Below are 17,558 nucleotides of genomic sequence, written 5' to 3'. Positions count from 1 at the left end.
GCTCTCTCACCCCAACCCCTCTCCCTCTGGGCGGCCCGCCGTTGCGGGAAGGGTTGGGGTGAAGGAGAGGTGGTTCACACCTCAAACGGCAGGGCGTACTCTTTGGCGATCACCTTCGATGAGCGCGTTTTTACTTCCACTTTGGCCTTAAGGGGCGAACCAGACACGAGGTAGGTTTTCACGAACTGGTCCTGATGCACCATCCAGGATTTATCTTCCAGCAAATATTCATCGACACCGGCTTTTGACGCCTGATAGGCCCAACGCTCCACAATCAGCGGTTCGTAGTTGATGATGTTGCCCATGTAAATGACCTGAATGCCCGGTTTGGACTGGTTGCCCAGTTCGGTGCAGTTTACGACCGTAACGTTTACCGATGAGCCGTCTTCCAGGTCGCGAACCGACCATTCGTCGATGATGGTTTTCTCGTTTGCCATTGTGTTTATTACGTTAAATAGTTGGTTGGTTATACATTACTGTTGCCCATGAGGAACCAGCCGGAAGCGGTATCGGAGCGTCAGCCCCTGCCGGGCCTCGTCGGGTATGGCACTGTCCTGATAGTGAACCGGCGTTCCCCAGCCCGACCAATCCGTTGATTTTTCGGGTCGGCGGGGAAGGTCTAACCAGAACAGTACCGGCTGATTCTTCAGAAAGACCACCACGCCCCATTCGGTAACTTCATAGGGTACGGTTTCCCAGGGTAAAATAACGGCGTCGCCTTCTTCCCGTACCCGGTCTGGATGGGGCGTGTCAAAATTGGTACCTACGTAGTACCTTATCGAGACGAGCGAGTCAATTGACCGTCCGGCGAGCATGGCTTTGGTGGCACGTAACTCCACCTCAAGCACGGCCCGGTGGTCGGCGTATGCTAAGCGCTGCGGTTGTTTGCCTGAATAGTTCAGGTAAACGATACCCCAGCCTACTATCCCAACGACATCGATAATCTGAAGCAGGCGCAGGTGTTCGGGCAACAGAAACCGGCTGGCCAGAAACCAAACCAGAAAGAACCCAACCGGCACCGCAGCAAAGCCGCCCCAGACACTCAGGTAGGCAGCGCCGAGCCGGGCATCGGGTCCGTGGGCATCCTGATTCATCGCCACGATAAGCCAGTACGTAGCGAAGTAAGCCAGGGGAGCCGCACACAGGCTGGCGACAAGTAAGGTAAGAAAGCGTTCCATATTGGGTAAACCCGTAAGGTATCGTTGCTGCTTAGCGACTACAAACCAACACGGGTAGCTGACGTTTTCCATGCGGGAGTCGATAACTGGTAGAAACGACTGAATAAGTAGTCCATTTTGCGGAGATAGTGGCGGAACAGTACCCCGGCAGCTATCGCTTTATTCCGCCAATTATGACCTCAAAGCCACCGCATATCAAGTTGGGTTAGTGGAGTGGCTTCGCCCGCTGCATTTTTGTTTGTATAAAGAGCAAACCCAATGACTACCCCAATCCTTTCTCTACTTATCGCCTTTGGTGGCCTGATTATCGGCGCTATCCTCATCTTTATTGGCTGGTACCTCTGGTACGAAGGCCGCGACCTGCGAAACAGCGGTCTCACCGTTACGGCTATCGTGCTGAAAAAATTCCGCAAAGAAGACCAGTGCTTACTGGGCCGATTGGAGAATTACTACGCCCGCTGTGCCTTTCAGGATACAACCGGCCTGCCCCACGAGGTCGATGTGTACATGCAATCGAAACTGTGGTATCAGGTCAGCGAGGGTAACACAACGCAACTAACCTATGTGCCCGATGAACTGGATGAGACTCAGCCCGGTTCGCGGTTCGGATGGCAGGTGCGCGGTATTGCCGGCATCCTGATGATGGTCTTTGGCACACTGACAATTGCGGTCATTTCCGTTGGGGGCTTTCAGGAATGGCTACGGGCCACGCAAACACTATGAATCGCTTCGCTGCTTATAGTCTGGGGCCAGAACTGGCCTGGCTGCTCATGCTGGCCATCACGAGCCTGCTCATTGCCCGAAATCAGCCCCCAACCGAAGCAGGCAACCTGCAGTTGGAACAGATCGGCTGGTTTCTGCCCATCGTGGGCGTTTTGCTTTCTTTTGTGCCCCTGGCCTGGGCACCGGGTAGTCAGTGGTGGTGGTTAGCCCGCATCCTGGTTGTTGGGGGCGTGGGTGTGCTGGTCCTGCCCGCCTACCTCTGTAGCGGCATCGACTACGGCGACAGCCGCAATTCCGGCGTTGGCAGCGGGTTTGTTCTATACGTTAGTCTCGGCTTTATGACCCTGTTCATTGGGGGCTTTGTGGCGGCTTTGTTTTTCTTCACCAGATGGCGGTTTATGCCCTTCCTTAAATGGACGCTGATTGTGGCTGGTGGGTTTGCCGCCCTCCTGGGACTTATCTTCTGGCTGGCTTCCTTCGCCGAAAAAACCAAAACCTGATTGTTGCCGACACCCTTAACCGTCGTACCGAATCTGAGTAAACAAAAGCGCCTGACTCACCGGTCGGGCGCTTTTGTTAATGGGGCATCAGCGGTAACTGAATCATTACTTTGGTACCCGCCGGTTGATTGGCCTCATCCACCTTATCAATGACTGTTACGCGGGTCTCTTTGCCGCTCCGCTGACTTATGAGCTGTAGCCGCTCTTCAGTTACTTTAAGCCCCACGCTCTTGTGCGACGAAATGGTTTTACTTTTCAGCTCGCCCGCTTTCAGGCGTCCCACGCCATCATCTTCCACAAGGCACTCCAGCCCGTCTGCCAATGGCCTGATGCACACCTCAATCCGGCCCCGGCTTTTCTTGTGGGCCATGCCATGAAGAATCGAATTCTCAATATACGGCTGGATAATCATGGGTGGAATTGACACGTTTTCCTTCTGGATAGCGGCATCGGCATCAACCGAAAAATCGAATTTGTTGTCGAACCGAAGCTGCTCCAACTCCAAGTACAACTGTAGCTGTTCGAGTTCGCTGGCGAGCGTGACCCACTCCTGGCGGGAGTTTTCCAGAATGAGCCGCATAAGCCGGGAAAACTTTACCAAATACTTGTCGGCATTGTCGCTGTCGTTTTGAAGCACAAATAACCGGATGGCGTTCAGCGAGTTATATAGAAAGTGCGGGTTCATCTGCGAGCGCAGGGCCTTCATTTCTGACGCGGCAATCCGTTCGCGGAGTTCACTTTTTTCCTGTTGCTCCAGCACTAAGCGTCGTTCGCGCCAGCGGGCCACCCCTACTGTCGACGCCACCACCAGGATCAGGGCTGCTATCCGAAACCACCATGTTTGCCAGAAAGGCGGCTCAATAACGACCCGCAGCCGGTAGCCTTTGCGGTTCCAGATGCCGTCGTTGTTGGCGCCAATAACGTGCAGCACATAGTCATCGGGCGGTACGTTTGTATAACTGGCGAAGGGCCGGTTGCCTGCCTGATTCCAGCGATCCTCGAAGCCCTCAAGCCGATAGGCATACTGGTTGCCCGCCGGATTGTCGAAGCTGAGCGCAGCCATGTCGAAGGTAAAACCGTTTTGGGTGTAGTTCAGAACAACCGGTGGTGGGTTCGTGAGCGGCCCGCGTAGAAATTCCTGGTCGTTTACCCGAAACGAAGTCAGAAACACAGGCGGCACAAAGCGGTTCATCTGAATCCTGTTTGGCTGAACGTAGACTAAGCCGCGCATGGCTCCGAAGTAAATGCGTCCGCTGGCGTCGCGCACCGCCGAATTAGACTCGAACTCAGCCGTTGGCAGCCCGTCGGCTTCATCAAAATTGGTCAGTCGAAGCCGTCGGGTATTCACGCAGGCAATGCCCCGGCTGGTGCTAACCCAGAGTGTGTCGCCTACGGCCAGCAGGGCCGCCATATCATTCGTGGGCAGCCCGTCGCGGGTGGTGAAGGTTTTGAAACGCCCGGTACGCTCGTCGAGCCGGGCCAGGCCGTCGTCGGTGCTTATCCAGATATGCCCCGACGCATCCTCCGCAAACCCCGTAGCTCCTTCGCTGGGCAGGGTGGTGGCATCTTCTTCGCGGTGGATATATGCCGCCAGCAGTTGCAGGTCAGGACTGATTTTATAAACCGGCCCCAGCCCACCGACCCACAGGTTATCGTATCGGTCGAAGTAAAGCGTATTGTAGTTTTTGCCGGGAAGTTTCCGGATTCGTTCGTCTGTAAACTGATGACTGAACGCGCCGGTTCGGGGGTCATAAATGGTCAACTTTTCGTTGGTGCCGATAAAAATACGTCCATCCCGATGCTCAATCATCGTAAACACCTGTTCGCCAACCACAACGTTGTGTTGTTTGCCCAGCTCGTTTTTTGGCATAGCCGAATTTTCGGAGGCAGCCACAGTGGGTATTCGCTCAAACTGACCACGCGCCGGGTCGAAGCGGGTTAGCCCTGCTGGCCCCCCGGCCCACACAAGGCTCCGCCGGTCGGCCAGCACCGAATAAAGAAAATTAGCGCCTAAACTATTCGGGTTTTTGGGGTCGTGGCGAAAGAGACGGTAGGATTGGGTTCGCGGGTCAATCCGCACTAAACCATCGCGGGTAGCGGCCCAAAGGTGGTTTTTTCGGTCAATGGACAGTTTGGCCGCGTCCAGCCCCAGGGTAGAGGCTGGTCGGTAGGCAACATCATCGAAAACCGAATGGAACTTCTCAACAACGGGATTCGACCAACTCACGCCCGCATCGTCGGTAATAACCCAGATAATGCCACTCCGGTCTTCAAACAAAGCTTTTACCGAGTTAGACCCAATGCTGCGCGGGTTAAGTTCATCGTTCAGATAGGCCGTAAACCGGTTCTTTGCTGGGTCATAATGGTGCAGCCCCGCATTGCTCATACCCACCCAAAAATCCCCGTTTTTTGTAAACAACAGCGAGGATACCGGCTGATTTTCGGCTGCCAGCGGCAATGGTCGAAAGGTGCCTGTCGATGGATTCAGCCGGGCTACATGCCCGCCGTGCGTGCCCACTACCAGGTCGCCGGTATGGGGGTGCCGGGCCAGCGCCGTCACGTAATCGTCGGGCAGGGAACTTGCCAGTAGTCGGTTTTGCCGAAAGGGCCGAAACTGCTTCGTGCGCCAGGCATAGGCATATAATCCCGCCTGGGTACCGATCCAGATCTGGGTGCCATCGACCAGCAGCGCGCGGATACCCTTCGCACCATCGCGGGAGGCTTCGTCGGTCGGGATGGGTACGAGCTGCGCTTTTGCCGATACTGGATCGAATCGAACTACGCCCCCTTTGGTGCCACACCACAGGTTGCCATCGGGACTTTCGGCGATAACGCGAATGAAATTGCAATCGGCTCCCAGCGCGGCAAATGAATAGCGCTGAAAAGCCTGGGTTGTCTGATCATAGCGGTTTAAGCCCTGTTGGGCGCCAACCCAAAGGGTACCGTTTCGGGCGGTAAAGACCGACCGGGTGATGCGATGCGACAGCGAGTGGGGGTCGCCAGCCTGACGAACGAAGGTGCGGCAGTTTAGCCCGTCGAATCGGGTTAAGCCATTGACGGTGCCAATCCAGATAAACCCAAGACTATCCTGAGAGATTGACGTACTAAAGTTAGCGGCTAAGCCCTTTCGGAGGGTCAGGTGCTGAAACCAGCGCGTAGGCGATTGGGTTGAAACGCCAATTGGGTTCGTTGGTTGTGGGTTAAAGGATTGGGCCGCGAGCGATTGGCTGAAACCACTCAGCAGCCAGAGTAAGGCCAGACAAACGAAACTAAGGTGATTCTTCAAGTAATTGACGAGCTTGACTTTACAGGAGGATTGACGGATTCTGTAGATGCTAATGGATTCAACTTGCTGTCTGGTAGCCCAGGAGAATCAATAAAAACGTTTAGTTTGACCCCTGCGGGGTCAGATGTTTATAGAAAATGTGGCTTACCCTATAAACATCCGACCCCGCAGGGGTCAAACCAGGCCAATTGACTAATGAAAGCTAAATTTGCCTGATTACTTACTATTGGAAACTACGCTCAATAATAGCTTTTTTGCGCCAGTTATCGGCTGGAAAACGCCTGTTATTCAGTTTGACTTTCAACGAACCGCATAGTTTGCGTAGTTGCTGTGGAAGTGGGCACTTGTGTTGAATGAAAAAACTAGCAAAACGAGCGGTTTCCTATAACGACACCCTGAAATGGCGGGCGTTAGTGGAGGAGTTGGAAGCCGAAAAGGTCATCACCTTCTTTGCTACTTCCATGATTAGGCAGTCGACCATCGGGCAGGTTCTCTGGGAGGTGGTCAAAAACTGCATTAGTCGGCTCAATTTCGTGGACTGCGTTATCTACTGGCTCGACCAGGAACGGGGTGTACTGGTGCAAAAAGCGGCTTACGGCCCCAAAAGCCCTCAGGAATACGTTATTGCTCAACCCATCGAGATTCCGTTGGGGAAAGGAATTGTTGGCTCGGTGGCCGCTACCGGGCAACCCGAACTGGTTGGCGATACCTCGAAGGATGACCGCTACATCCGGGACGATGCCGCACGACTGGCCGAAATTGCCGTACCTATTGTGTGGGAAGGGAACGTTATCGGGGTTATCGACGCTGAACACCCTAAGATGAACTTCTTTCAGCCCCGGCACCTGAAAATTCTGACGACGGTGGCTACGCTATGCGCTCAGAAAATTAAACAGGTAGAAGTAGAACTGGCCTTTCGGCAGGCAGAGCGCCAACTCATGGAAACCAATGAACGGGTGGCCGAAACCAAACTGATGGCGCTTAGAATGCAGATGAATCCCCATTTCATCTTCAACAGCCTTAGTTCCATCAATAGTTTTATTTTACAGAAAGATATCGAGAACGCGTCGGACCTGCTCACTAAGTTCTCGCGGCTGATGCGGCAGGTGATGGATAATTCAAAGACCGACTGGATATCCTTACGCAAAGAATTGAAAGCGATCCAGATTTACTTAGAACTGGAACAACTCCGCTGCGATAAAAAATTTGAGCTTCAGGTCGAGGTTGACGACGACATCGATCAGGACACCGTTCGTGTGCCACCGTTCATTACCCAACCCTATGTCGACAACGCCATCTGGCACGGGCTACTGCCCATGAAGGCTGGCACCCCTGTGTTGCAGATCAGATGCCGTAGGGATCGCGGGTATCTCCTGATCGAGATTTGTGACAATGGCATTGGCCGGGAAGCTTCGGCTAAACTACGGCCGAATCAGTCCGGCATTCATAAGACGCAGGGCGTCAAACTGATGGAAGAGCGGTTGCAATTAGTGAACCAAATGTATGGGGCAGACGCCCGTGTAGACCTCCTTGATCAGTATCAGCCCGACGGACAGCCCGCCGGTACTCGTGTACTATTCACGCTTAAACTCCTCTAACGCATGACAGCTATTCTGGTTGACGACGAAAAACACTGCCGCGATGTGCTGGCCCTTCTTCTGGCTAAATACTGCCCGCAAATCACGCTGATGGCCTCCTGCGCCGATGGAGCAGAGGGCGTGGAAGCCATTGACCGTCACCACCCCGACCTGGTTTTTTTAGACATCGAGATGCCGGGCATGAGTGGTTTTGACCTGCTCAAAGCCTGCCGCTTCACCGGCTTCCGGGTCATTTTCACGACGGCTTATAACGAATATGCCATTCAGGCCATCCGGCACAATGCGCTGGATTACATTCTGAAACCGATTGACAAAGACGAACTGCGTCAGGCCGTTGCCAAAGCCGAAGAAGCCATATCGGTCCGGCCGTCGTCGCAGGTCGATGAGTTTGTCGCCTACCTGAACCGCCAGAAAACAGGTGATCGGATTGCATTACCTACCATGGAGGGGCTGCAAATCCTGCAAAGTGAAGAAATTTATTACTGCGAATCGGACGGTGGCTACACGCATTTTTTTCTCACTAACGGCAAGGCGGTGCTGATTTCCAAGACGTTGAAAGAAGTGGAGGACGTACTCGAAAGCAAAGGCTTTTGCCGGGTGCATCATGGTTACCTCATTAATGTTCGCTACGTTCAGAAATACATTCGGGGCGATGGGGGCGAGGTAATCATGGCTAACAACAAGAATATCCCCGTATCCCGAAACAAAAAGCAGGAGTTTCTAAGCCTGCTGGAACGGATATAGGTTGGTTAGTCGATGCTCACGTCAATTCGGCCTTTGCTGATTCTTTAAGCGCTCATTTTCTTCTTCCAGCGTTAAAATCCGGGCTTTCTGCATCTGAATCAGGTCCTGCTGAACAGCCAGTAACTCCTCGTAGCTAATAAACTGGTCAGCCGGGTGAAGCTGCTGAACAAAAGTAGGTGAGTTGTTTTTGCGCTGTTGACCACCCGTGGTCGAAACTGCTCCTGGAAATAAGTCAGCGACTGAAATCTCAAATACCTCCGCCAGCTTTTTAATTTCCTCACCGTTGGGGCTGCTCAATTCGGATTCCCAGTGGCTGATGGTTGACTGCGCTACACCAACCAAATCGGCCAATAACCGCTGGCTCATTTTCCGCTTATCGCGTTGCTGACGAATACTTATTCCGATACTCATTATGGCTACTGGTCTAATTATTTGTCGGCAATTTCGGTAGTATGGGAGAATTAATCAAAAAATTGATAATTTATCAAATCAGTCATACAAGCTATCAAATTCTTGATAAGTCATACCTGGAGGAGGGGCCAATTTTGCCCCTACAAAGCTACACACGAGGTGTAGCGGGCACCAGTCAACTATATGACCCGAAAATTACGCTCCGGGATTACCCCAACTCTGTTTCAACTACTGCTTATTGTTCTGTCAATTGCCCATTCCTCCTTTGCTGAGGATAATCCGGCAGGCAAAGCCAGAAAACCTGAATTTACAGCAGCAAAAGGCCGGTTGATTGCCCCATTTGCCGCCTTGCCAATGCCCAGGCCGGTGAGCCGTTTGTTCGATGCCGACCCTATTCGGTTCATCCTGCGGGCCGACAAACCCACGGCCGCTATCGGTGAGGAGATCACCCTCACCGTCTCAGCCCATTACCTCAACATCCCCTCCGCCCTGCTCTTTACCACCGCCGGTTCAACCGCTTTCCGATTGAAGCTGCTCATGCCCGATGGCTTTGTGCAAACCGGGGGAGAGAACCTGGAGTATGTCGGTACCGAACTTTCGGCCACTAAACCCACCCTCACCTACACCCTCAAAGGTTATTTTACCAAAGCGGGCAACACCACCGAATTCCGCCTGCTTCGTAGCCATGCCAACGCCGATGCCAACAGCCTCTTTATCGAAAAAGCACGACTAACCATCCGGCTGACGCCGACGGAGAACAGTGCCCAACAACACCAAAAAGGTGCCCGGTCAGCCGCCATCAGCAACGGGGTGGGCTTCCTCGATGAGGCCGACTGCAACAGCGTCCGGGGCTGGGCCGCCGACCAGGGCCAGCCTAACGTAGCCGTTGAGGTGGACTTTTTCATCGACGGGCAGTATGCGGGGTCAACCCAGGCCAGCCAGAGCCGCCCCGATGTGGGGGCCTACTTAGGCGATAACGGCAATCACGGCTTCAGTTTCACGCTTCCCCAGTCGTTCCGGTCGGGGGGCAATCACTCGGTCGAAGCCCGATTTAGCGGCACCGCGCAGGGTCTCAACAGCGGCCCCAAAGCGTATGCCTGTAGTGGCAGTAGCAGCACCCCATCGACCACGCCTACGCCCTCGTCGGGCGGGTGCAATTATGCCGAGGGCCAGTTTCTGCTCAACTTCAATGGGGAGCTGATCTATGCCCACTACCACAATGGGGTGCTGTTTGCCGCTTACCAGAATGCGTCGGAGGGCTTCAAACCCCAGCACTGGATGCAGGCTGCGGGCTTCGATGCCAATAAAGTACCCTGTTTTGCCGCTACTGACCCCCGCTTAGGTTCGGCTCCCAGCACTCCCGCCACCAACCCGGCTTCGGGCAGCAACAATGGCACGGGGCTACTGGGCACCTACTACAACAACACCAACCTGTCAGGGAACCCCGTCCGCCAGCAGGTGGACGCGACGGTCAACTTTACCTGGGGCGACCAGGGACCCAGTCCGGCAGCGGGGGCCAACGCCACCAACCTGTCGGTTCGCTGGTCGGGGCAGGTGGAGGCTCCCGTGTCGGGCACCTATAAATTCAAGACCTTCAACGACGATGCCACCCGGCTGAGCATCAACGGCCAGCAACTCATTAACGACTGGCCGGGCGGGCATGGCCCGACCTGGTTTGAGGGCAGCATCAACCTGACGGCCGGTCAGAAGTATAGTATCAGTCTGGAGTTCAATCAGGGCTATGGGGGCGCTCAGGCGCAGTTGTACTGGGAGTATCCCGGACAGGGCAGTCAGCTTATTCCCCAATCGCGGCTGTATCCTGATGGGGCTTCCAGTGTTCCCACTAGCAATCCCTCACCTACTCCTACTACCGGCAATTGTGGGTATGCCGAGGGCCAGTTTCTGCTTAACTTCAATGGGGAGTTGATTTACGCCCACTACTATAACGGGGTATTGTTTGCCGCTTATCAAAATGCCCAAGAGGGCTTCAAACCCCGCCACTGGATGCAGGCGGCTGGCTATGACCAAAGCAAAGTGCCCTGCTTTGCGGCAAGCGATCCCCGGCTGGGCACCACGACGCCCCCAACCAACAACCCCAATCCGACGGGTGGCTGTGGTACTGGCAGTGGGCTGACTGGCTTTTATAGCAACAGTTCGGACTTATCGGGAAATCTGGTAGCCATTCGCACCGATGCCCGCATTGACTTCGCCTGGAATAATGACTCCCCTATTCCCAATGTCGTCAGTGCCGATAACTTCTCGTTGCGGTGGATTGGGCAGGTGGAGGCCCCCGTCAGTGGCAACTACACCTTCAAAACCAACAATGACGACGGCACCCGGGTATGGGTCAATGGCCAACTGCTCATTGACGACTGGAACGGGCACGGCCCCACCTGGCGGCAAGGTAGTATTTCCCTGAATGTGGGTCAGAAATATGACATCGTCATCGACTTTGTTGACTTTGGCGGTGGAGCGCAGGCGCAATTGTATTGGGAGTATCCGGGTCAGGGTTTGCAGATAGTGCCCTCTTGCCGGTTGTATCCCTTGCTTACCACCTCAGATCCAACCGCAGCCGCAACACGTGTATGCTACTTTTCTACATACTGCGTCGATTATGCCATTGATTGCCGAAGTGGTGCCATACTTGACGACAAAATCAAAGAAAGTTGCCTTAGTAGTCCTTCTCCCCGGCCTCGCGGAGGAGGTGGGGGCGGTGGCGTTCCGGGTGGGCCAGCTACCCCACAACTACCCGTGTTTGAGCGACCAAATAGTACTATTTCCCCTGTGTTAACGGGGAAACCACTCGATCAATACTCACCTTTTGAACTTATAATAGAAGGTAACAGGGTACTTAGGGAGTTAGGACTGACAAGTATCGATCAGCTTGAAAAGCCAGATTTCCCGCCTATCCTGTATTTAGAGTGGATCAATCAGATGCAGAAAGTCTCTCGGGAAACATATATTTTACAGCAACTAAATCCCAATTGGAGTTCTTTCAGATGTCTTTTGCAAGCACAAGCGAATGTTAGTTTAGGCAAAGTTCATTTTCTTTTAGACGCTTTCGGTCTCATTCCAGGAGCGGGCGAAGCGGCCGATGGCATTAGCGGAGGCATTTATCTACTGGAGGGCGACAATACGAATGCGGCCTTGAGTTTTGGGGCTATGATGCCAATAGGCGGCTGGGCGGCTACAGGCGGAAAGTGGGCCAGAAATGCCTTGAAATATGATGGGGTGGGCGGGTACGTCTCAAAAAGTGGATTAACTTTCAAATTCTTTGGCAAGGAAAATAGGTTAGATCATGTTTTGAATCACATGAAGGATGACCTGAGTAAACAAGGAGGTATTCATGGTGTATTTTATGGGACTGCTAAGGATGTAATATCCACAGTAGATGAAGCATGGGAGATTATCAAAAGAAACAATATTAGTCCAAGCATATCATCTACAGGCAATTATAATTATGTAGTTGACATGGGTAGAGTAATTGGCTGGGAAGGGGGAAGTGCAGGATCTAAGGCTCCTGTAACAAAACTTTTGATTTCGACTAAGCCTAACTCTGATGCAGTATTGGTTACTTCATTTCCGATAAGATAAGCGAATAAATTAAGGAGATGCTCCGAATCAGATTCGGAGCATCTCCTGCAAAACAAAATAAAGCAAAATGGTAATCACCTTGTTAGATGAAGCCAAAGTACCCTTCCACAAAGATCTCTATGTGAGTATCCCACAGCTTGCGATTAGCCAGTATAATGATACATATTATTTTGCCTTAGATAGTGGAATTTTACCAGAGGAAGAGAGTTATGGAAAAGTAAAGATCGTTTTACGAAATCTGCTATATGATTGGGAAGTGGCAGTGGACCTTTTAATAGAAAGTAATACAGTTTACTTACCAATTGATTTTTCTGACCAGTATGTAGGAGCTTTAAAAGTTTTTAAAGAAATGCCTGACTCTCTTATTATATATTATAGTTCACATAAAATGTACGGAGGAATGTATCCTTCGTTAATGAACAAAATTCGTTTAGGAGATGAAGAACTCTATGTCAGTGAAAAATACTTTCGAATATCAACTCAAGAATTTTTATCCGAGATTAGACGAGAGTGTGATAAGGTTAATTAAAAACACTCGGTTAGATGTTCATTAAGAATTATCAGCTTGAGCATTCCCTGCTTTCTCAATTTAATAGACGTTGCAAATTCGCCGATCTAAACAGATTACATGTTTAGATCGATTTAATCACTATTATGACAATAACTTTTAGAGAAAACAAAGATTTTTCATTTCATAACGATCTACATATTTTTATACCTGCACTCGGCATTGATGGCTATGGTGACACTTATTACTTTGCTGATGATAATGGAATATTGCCAGACGAATTCAGCGAAGAAAAAGTCAAGATTGTCTTAAGAAATTTACTGACTGACTGGGAAAATGCAGTGGAAAAACTTCAGGAAGGAGATATAACTTTTTTGCCTTTTGATATTTCAGATCAATCTATTGCAGCTCTGAAACTACAAAAAAAAGGCAATCAACTCATTATTCGTGACGCTTGGACACCTGCTGTTAGTGGCATGTCTCCTTCCTTTATGAATAAAATTAATTTTAAAGACGAGCAATTCAATGTATATATTGGTAGTATGACAATTCCTATCGAGCAATTTCTGGCTGAGATTAGAATGGAACGCGATAAGATTCATTAACAAGCGCCTTGTTAGTATTTTTAATAGAAACCGTCGGTGGTGAAGTTTTTAAATTCTACCATCGACGGTTTTTTATTGCTTAATCACACACTTTTTTGATTAAAAATACTTCAGGGGTTGTTTCAGTCCGGCGTTGTGTTTGAGGTCCATCACCATCGAGCCGATCCACACCTCTATGCTCACTACTACAACGGGGTGTTGTTTGCCGCTTACCAGAATGCGGCTGAGGGCTTCAAACCTCAGCACTGGATGCAGGCTGCGGGCTTCGATGCCAATAAAGTACCCTGTTTTGCCGCTACTGACCCCCGGTTGGGAACGACGACGACCCCAACCAACAACCCCAATCCCACGGGCGGTTGTGGCAACGGCAGTGTGTCCTTACCCCGTTCGGTGAGCCAGTTTTGACTGGACTTTAAGCCGCCTGTCGATACTCAACCGGCGTCATAAACTGTAAGGCTTGATGAGGCCGTTCGGTATTGTACTCCGCTATCCACTCATCCACCACGCGCCGTACCTGGCTGATACTCGTGAAAATGTGAGCATCTAAAACCTCTCGACGAAAGGTCCCATTGAACCGTTCGATGTAGGCGTTTTGGGTCGGTTTGCCTGGTTCGATCCAATGCAAGGCAACTTCCTTATCTGAACACCAATCTTGCAAAGCTTGACTGATAAATTCCGGGCCATTATCAGTTCGTAACCGCTCAGGCTTACCATACTCATCGACCAACCGATCCAATAGTCGGATAACTCGCTGAGCGGGCAGCGAATAATCGATTTCAATACCCAAAGCTTCCCGGTTATAATCGTCAACCACATTCAAAGTGCGAAATTTCCGACCACCCGTCAAGTTGTCCGACGTAAAATCTAGCGACCAGCACTGATTACAGGCCGTTGCCTTAGGCAGCGGCTGACGCACAGCATCGGGTAAGGGTTTCTTCGTCTTTCGCCGTAAGCTTAAGCCTAAACTTCTATACAACCGCCTAACCCGCTTGTGGTTAACCAGCTCGCCCTACTTGCGCAACCGGCGATAAATCTTGAGCACACCCCACTGCTTATGCCGTCGAGCTAATTGCTCAATCCGGCTTGCCAGTGCTTTGTCCTTGTCTTTGATGGCGGCTGGCTCAATGAGTGCATTCCGACTCAGGCCCACCCAGCAACAGGCTTTACGTTGACTAATCCGTTTCTGATTGATCATCCACCTGACTAGCTCTCGACGCTGGGCGGGCCTTACCGCAACGGCGGACCGTCACTTTTTTGCCAGAGCTTCCTTGATAATTTCGTTTTGCAAACTCAGTTCGGCTGGTTCGCCGGTGCGATACATCTTTTTAAGTCGGCGGTTTTCGTCTTCCAATTCTTTCAGGCGCTTGACTTCCGAAACCTGCATGCCGCCATATTTGGCTCGCCAATTATAAAACGTGGCCTCGCTGATGCCATGTTCACGAGTGATCTGAGCAATAGTCTGCCCGCTATCCTGCTGTTTAAGACCGGGACGCCGGAGCGTTCGCTACAATGGCACCGGCCACCCGGCTGCGATTCGGTGAATCGTGCTGCTTTCATTTCCCTTTTGTAAACCTGTGACAGTTAGTTTTTTTACTCTACTTTTCACTGGCTCACTTTCAGGGGTTCAAGACAGAGGGACGGTAAAATGCGTTATTTGAAGGAAGGCTGGGGCTCCACACGTTTAACTCCCACTAATCAATGAAAATGAGACTATTATTATTGAGTGGAGCATTGTCCATATTCCTATGGAGTTGTAAATCTAACCCCATTCATACAGAACTGGCCGGTTACACGATTCAGTTTCCTATCACAATGGCCGAGTTACAGAAACAGTATCCAAAAGGTTATCCAATTGAGCATTACAAATTTATCGACTCCAGCCAGTCAATCATGGCCGAATGGTGGTTTGATACCTGGGAAAATAATATGGGAAATCACGACCCCAAAAGTCAGCCTCATGGAGTTGTTATCTTTCTAAAAGATAAAGGCAATCAATTGGATTCGGTTAAAACAGCTTTAGAACAACAATACAAGCAAAGCCTAGAGCCGTTGGAAATACATAAGCTGAAAGGGGATTTCACCAAAATTAACCCACCTATCTATGTATGTCATATTAATGAGGGAACCATCCTGGTACTCACGAAAGGAGCTACCTATCGTGATGACCCCTGGAGTCAGAAAAATAGCCTGCGAATTTCGATTGGCTACAATCTGAGTCAAAAAAATGAGGAGTTCTTCGCGTTGCTGGGTGGAGATATTAACAAAGATAAGGGCTACGATTAAGGTCAATCCAAGATCGTTATGGTAAAGTAGTAAACCATCCACTGCTTTACCATAGCTATCCTAAACAACATGCTACCTACCCACCAATTCTACCCTCCACAACATAGCCCCTACCCGGCCAAACCTTCAGGACAAGGTAATGCCCCAAACATTATTGGCTTTTAAGCAGCCAAGCACCAATATTAAAAATACTTCAGGGGTTGTTTCAGCCCGGCGTTGTGTTTGAGGTCCATCACCATCGAGCCGATCCACAAATCGACTTCCACCTTGATGGGCACTTTGTTGGCGTCGTCGGAAACGAAAATTCGGATGGATTCTTCCTCCTTAAAGAGCGAATTGCCCGGCGGCAGAACAGGATTCAGCTTAATCACATTCACCTTGCCCTGCTTGGTTTTCACGACGTCTTTGCCCCGGTAGCGCACCTTCATGTTGTAGACCGTATCGTCGTAGAAGGCGGGCACTTCAATCACCTGCCCGCTGCTGAGCCGGTTGAAATCAATCGTTCGCAGAAAATAATAGCCGCTAATGAGGTCATGCACGTTATCGGGCACGTTGAACACGTCTTTCTCGGTGCGCTCTTCGGCTTTGGCGGTGTTGGCTTCGTGGTTGAAGGTGATGTTTTCCTCTTTCCGGTAGCTGTTTTCCTGTAGGTTGGAATAGAACTTCTGCGGCAAAATGGCCGAAGTGTCAATGTAGGAACGCCACGTATCCCGAATGCGCGTGACCAGATCGAATGCGCCAACGGTCCGTCCATCCACATTAACGCGGTAGCAGGGGCGGTCGTTGACTTTGTAGAGCGTTGGGCTAACATCCACAACTGCCTGAGCGGCATTCAGAAAGCCGTAATGAACGCGGTATTCGAGATGCTCGCCCGGTCCGAAACTATTGTTCGCCACGCGACGGTAGGTGTTCAGCGCCATAAAACCAGAGCTGAGAACGAACAGGATACCGATGGCAATCAAAGACTTTTTCATACAAACAGCTTACCCGCTGGCCGGGCTTTATTTATAACGATGGATAGGTTTGCTTAAGGTACGTTAAGTATCGTCTGAAATCCCCCCCAAACTGCTTTTCAAATTCCTGCCGAAACCGATTCTGCTGGTTTCGATAAGTCAAATAACCTATAAAATACGCATTATTGGGTAGGTTTAGTTTCTCAAGCCGCCGTTTTTTTACTAAACGTACACTTGCACCGCTCCGACCATCGGTTAGCGTATCCGACGATTGAACAAGTTGCCGGATGGTTTGCCACTTCAGCGAGTCTTTGACCGCAATCGGCGTGGCGGGTTTAAACGTCCGGTATAAACTGTCGAGCGTTCGGGTGCCGTGCAGAATATGGGCATCATAGCGTTCGTAGAACGCTTTCCCGGCCATATAGTTCTGGTAAGCGACCGACGCTTTTCCGTACTTCTGCGCCAGAAACCGAACAGCCCCGTATTCTCCGACAAAATCGGCTAAGTTTTCGTTGTACTCTAAGCTATTTTTCACAAACAATGTCCCGTGGGTTAGTTCATGAATAATCAATTCAGCTAAGTTCCCTTCGGACCTATCCAAAAAACTCGACAGGATAGGGTCATTTAAAAATCCTAATGTCGACCAGGCCGAAACTTCACCAATACGGGTGTCGAACCCTTCTTTTTTTAAGGCAGTCACCAGGGTGTCCGCCCGATTTTTCTCAAAGAATCCTTTGTAGGAGAACGTACCGATAATTGGAAAATGCCATTGTTTTGCAACGAGTTGATACGGTTCGGCTGCTGTGATGACCCACAAAATCGGCTTCCCCTGCTGGTCATAAAACGACTCGTAACTCCCCGACTTATCTAACCCAAGCGAGTCGATAGCGAAACGCTTGATTTCGCGGATAAGTTCTATTTTTTGCTTCAACGAATCGGGGTAAGCCGGGTCGGCCAGCACGTCGACAACGGGTTTAGTGTTCCATAAAATCCGCAATTGGCCCCGCGCCTGCATCCAGCCGTAACTAACCAGTTCCCATTGCCAGACCGCCAGACCGACCAGAACCCCTACCAGGACAAGAGCAATTTTTTTAAACATCGGTTGGAACGGCGCGAAACAAGGTTGACGAATTCATAAAAATCATACAAATGTAGTATTGATTGAGGGTGATAAG

The 17,558-nt window shown here is 50.9% G+C and carries 15 protein-coding genes and 1 pseudogene; 9 read left to right on the top strand and 7 right to left on the bottom strand.

The features are described 5' to 3' along the window. Window positions 1-74: 74 nt before the first annotated feature. Both ACYVI1_RS03530 and ACYVI1_RS03525 read right to left on the bottom strand, forming a co-directional pair. On the bottom strand, window positions 75-437 hold the full coding sequence (locus tag ACYVI1_RS03530; RefSeq protein WP_460906744.1) for a hypothetical protein: 363 nt from the start codon (window positions 435-437) through the stop codon (window positions 75-77). A 36-nt stretch (window positions 438-473) separates the two neighbouring features. Next, the gene (locus tag ACYVI1_RS03525; RefSeq protein WP_460906742.1) at window positions 474-1,178 is read right to left on the bottom strand and encodes a hypothetical protein; all 705 of its coding nucleotides are present in this window, start codon (window positions 1,176-1,178) and stop codon (window positions 474-476) included. A gap of 258 nt (window positions 1,179-1,436) precedes the next feature. Between ACYVI1_RS03525 and ACYVI1_RS03520 the strand changes: the two genes are divergently transcribed. Then, the gene (locus tag ACYVI1_RS03520) at window positions 1,437-1,901 is read left to right on the top strand and encodes a hypothetical protein (protein ID WP_460906740.1); all 465 of its coding nucleotides are present in this window, start codon (window positions 1,437-1,439) and stop codon (window positions 1,899-1,901) included. Then, the gene (locus ACYVI1_RS03515) at window positions 1,898-2,401 is read left to right on the top strand and encodes a hypothetical protein (protein ID WP_460906738.1); all 504 of its coding nucleotides are present in this window, start codon (window positions 1,898-1,900) and stop codon (window positions 2,399-2,401) included. The genes ACYVI1_RS03520 and ACYVI1_RS03515 overlap by 4 nt, the downstream gene beginning before the upstream one ends. Window positions 2,402-2,477: 76 nt before the next feature. Here ACYVI1_RS03515 and ACYVI1_RS03510 read toward each other — a convergent pair whose 3' ends face one another. Next, window positions 2,478-5,687 carry a two-component regulator propeller domain-containing protein gene (locus ACYVI1_RS03510; RefSeq protein WP_460906736.1) on the bottom strand — a complete coding sequence of 1,070 codons (3,210 nt, stop codon included), beginning with the start codon at window positions 5,685-5,687 and terminating at the stop codon, window positions 2,478-2,480. Between the two features lie 353 nt (window positions 5,688-6,040). Between ACYVI1_RS03510 and ACYVI1_RS03505 the strand changes: the two genes are divergently transcribed. After that, window positions 6,041-7,285 carry a histidine kinase gene (locus tag ACYVI1_RS03505; RefSeq protein WP_460906734.1) on the top strand — a complete coding sequence of 415 codons (1,245 nt, stop codon included), beginning with the start codon at window positions 6,041-6,043 and terminating at the stop codon, window positions 7,283-7,285. Window positions 7,286-7,288: 3 nt separating this feature from the next. Next, window positions 7,289-8,029, top strand: coding sequence for a LytR/AlgR family response regulator transcription factor (locus ACYVI1_RS03500; RefSeq protein WP_460906732.1), 741 nt, complete (start codon window positions 7,289-7,291; stop codon window positions 8,027-8,029). Between the two features lie 21 nt (window positions 8,030-8,050). Here ACYVI1_RS03500 and ACYVI1_RS03495 read toward each other — a convergent pair whose 3' ends face one another. Further along, the gene (locus ACYVI1_RS03495) at window positions 8,051-8,440 is read right to left on the bottom strand and encodes a helix-turn-helix domain-containing protein (RefSeq protein ID WP_460906730.1); all 390 of its coding nucleotides are present in this window, start codon (window positions 8,438-8,440) and stop codon (window positions 8,051-8,053) included. Window positions 8,441-8,623: 183 nt separating this feature from the next. Here ACYVI1_RS03495 and ACYVI1_RS03490 point away from each other — a divergent pair, with 183 nt between their 5' ends. From ACYVI1_RS03490 to ACYVI1_RS03475, 4 genes are all read left to right on the top strand, one after another. Beyond that, window positions 8,624-12,034, top strand: a complete 3,411-nt coding sequence (locus ACYVI1_RS03490; protein ID WP_460906728.1) for a PA14 domain-containing protein — start codon at window positions 8,624-8,626, stop codon at window positions 12,032-12,034. A gap of 67 nt (window positions 12,035-12,101) precedes the next feature. After that, the gene (locus ACYVI1_RS03485; protein ID WP_460906726.1) at window positions 12,102-12,563 is read left to right on the top strand and encodes a hypothetical protein; all 462 of its coding nucleotides are present in this window, start codon (window positions 12,102-12,104) and stop codon (window positions 12,561-12,563) included. Window positions 12,564-12,688: 125 nt separating this feature from the next. Further along, the gene (locus ACYVI1_RS03480) at window positions 12,689-13,147 is read left to right on the top strand and encodes a hypothetical protein (RefSeq protein WP_460906724.1); all 459 of its coding nucleotides are present in this window, start codon (window positions 12,689-12,691) and stop codon (window positions 13,145-13,147) included. A gap of 117 nt (window positions 13,148-13,264) precedes the next feature. After that, the gene (locus ACYVI1_RS03475) at window positions 13,265-13,552 is read left to right on the top strand and encodes a hypothetical protein (RefSeq protein ID WP_460906722.1); all 288 of its coding nucleotides are present in this window, start codon (window positions 13,265-13,267) and stop codon (window positions 13,550-13,552) included. A 7-nt stretch (window positions 13,553-13,559) separates the two neighbouring features. On the opposite strand, the pseudogene ACYVI1_RS03470 reads toward ACYVI1_RS03475, so the two are convergent. Beyond that, window positions 13,560-14,630, bottom strand: a pseudogene (locus ACYVI1_RS03470) (IS3 family transposase); the annotation flags it as partial. 215 nt (window positions 14,631-14,845) lie between these two features. On the opposite strand from ACYVI1_RS03470, the gene ACYVI1_RS03465 reads away from it, so the two are divergent. Next, on the top strand, window positions 14,846-15,430 hold the full coding sequence (locus ACYVI1_RS03465) for a hypothetical protein (protein WP_460906720.1): 585 nt from the start codon (window positions 14,846-14,848) through the stop codon (window positions 15,428-15,430). A 182-nt stretch (window positions 15,431-15,612) separates the two neighbouring features. On the opposite strand, the gene ACYVI1_RS03460 is transcribed toward ACYVI1_RS03465, so the two are convergent. Both ACYVI1_RS03460 and ACYVI1_RS03455 read right to left on the bottom strand, forming a co-directional pair. Next, entirely contained in the window at window positions 15,613-16,404 is a 792-nt protein-coding gene (locus tag ACYVI1_RS03460; protein WP_460906718.1) for a DUF3108 domain-containing protein, read from the bottom strand. 31 nt (window positions 16,405-16,435) lie between these two features. After that, window positions 16,436-17,482, bottom strand: a complete 1,047-nt coding sequence (locus ACYVI1_RS03455) for an aminopeptidase (protein ID WP_460906716.1) — start codon at window positions 17,480-17,482, stop codon at window positions 16,436-16,438. Between the last annotated feature and the right edge of the window lie 76 nt (window positions 17,483-17,558).

The sequence above is a fragment of the Spirosoma areae genome (assembly GCF_054781775.1).
Note: the sequence above shows the minus strand (reverse complement) of the source record. Positions and strands in the feature narration are given on the sequence as shown.

What these genes read in the sequence shown, in the direction of transcription:
- ACYVI1_RS03530 (WP_460906744.1), bottom strand. Translation starts at nt 437, where the DNA reads ATGGCAAACGAGAAAACCATCATCGACGAATGGTCGGTTCGCGACCTG.
- ACYVI1_RS03485 (WP_460906726.1), top strand. Translation starts at nt 12,102, where the DNA reads ATGGTAATCACCTTGTTAGATGAAGCCAAAGTACCCTTCCACAAAGAT.
- ACYVI1_RS03500 (WP_460906732.1), top strand. Translation starts at nt 7,289, where the DNA reads ATGACAGCTATTCTGGTTGACGACGAAAAACACTGCCGCGATGTGCTG.
- ACYVI1_RS03505 (WP_460906734.1), top strand. Translation starts at nt 6,041, where the DNA reads ATGAAAAAACTAGCAAAACGAGCGGTTTCCTATAACGACACCCTGAAA.
- ACYVI1_RS03525 (WP_460906742.1), bottom strand. Translation starts at nt 1,178, where the DNA reads ATGGAACGCTTTCTTACCTTACTTGTCGCCAGCCTGTGTGCGGCTCCC.
- ACYVI1_RS03455 (WP_460906716.1), bottom strand. Translation starts at nt 17,482, where the DNA reads ATGTTTAAAAAAATTGCTCTTGTCCTGGTAGGGGTTCTGGTCGGTCTG.
- ACYVI1_RS03480 (WP_460906724.1), top strand. Translation starts at nt 12,689, where the DNA reads ATGACAATAACTTTTAGAGAAAACAAAGATTTTTCATTTCATAACGAT.
- ACYVI1_RS03520 (WP_460906740.1), top strand. Translation starts at nt 1,437, where the DNA reads ATGACTACCCCAATCCTTTCTCTACTTATCGCCTTTGGTGGCCTGATT.
- ACYVI1_RS03465 (WP_460906720.1), top strand. Translation starts at nt 14,846, where the DNA reads ATGAAAATGAGACTATTATTATTGAGTGGAGCATTGTCCATATTCCTA.
- ACYVI1_RS03515 (WP_460906738.1), top strand. Translation starts at nt 1,898, where the DNA reads ATGAATCGCTTCGCTGCTTATAGTCTGGGGCCAGAACTGGCCTGGCTG.
- ACYVI1_RS03460 (WP_460906718.1), bottom strand. Translation starts at nt 16,404, where the DNA reads ATGAAAAAGTCTTTGATTGCCATCGGTATCCTGTTCGTTCTCAGCTCT.
- ACYVI1_RS03490 (WP_460906728.1), top strand. Translation starts at nt 8,624, where the DNA reads ATGACCCGAAAATTACGCTCCGGGATTACCCCAACTCTGTTTCAACTA.
- ACYVI1_RS03495 (WP_460906730.1), bottom strand. Translation starts at nt 8,440, where the DNA reads ATGAGTATCGGAATAAGTATTCGTCAGCAACGCGATAAGCGGAAAATG.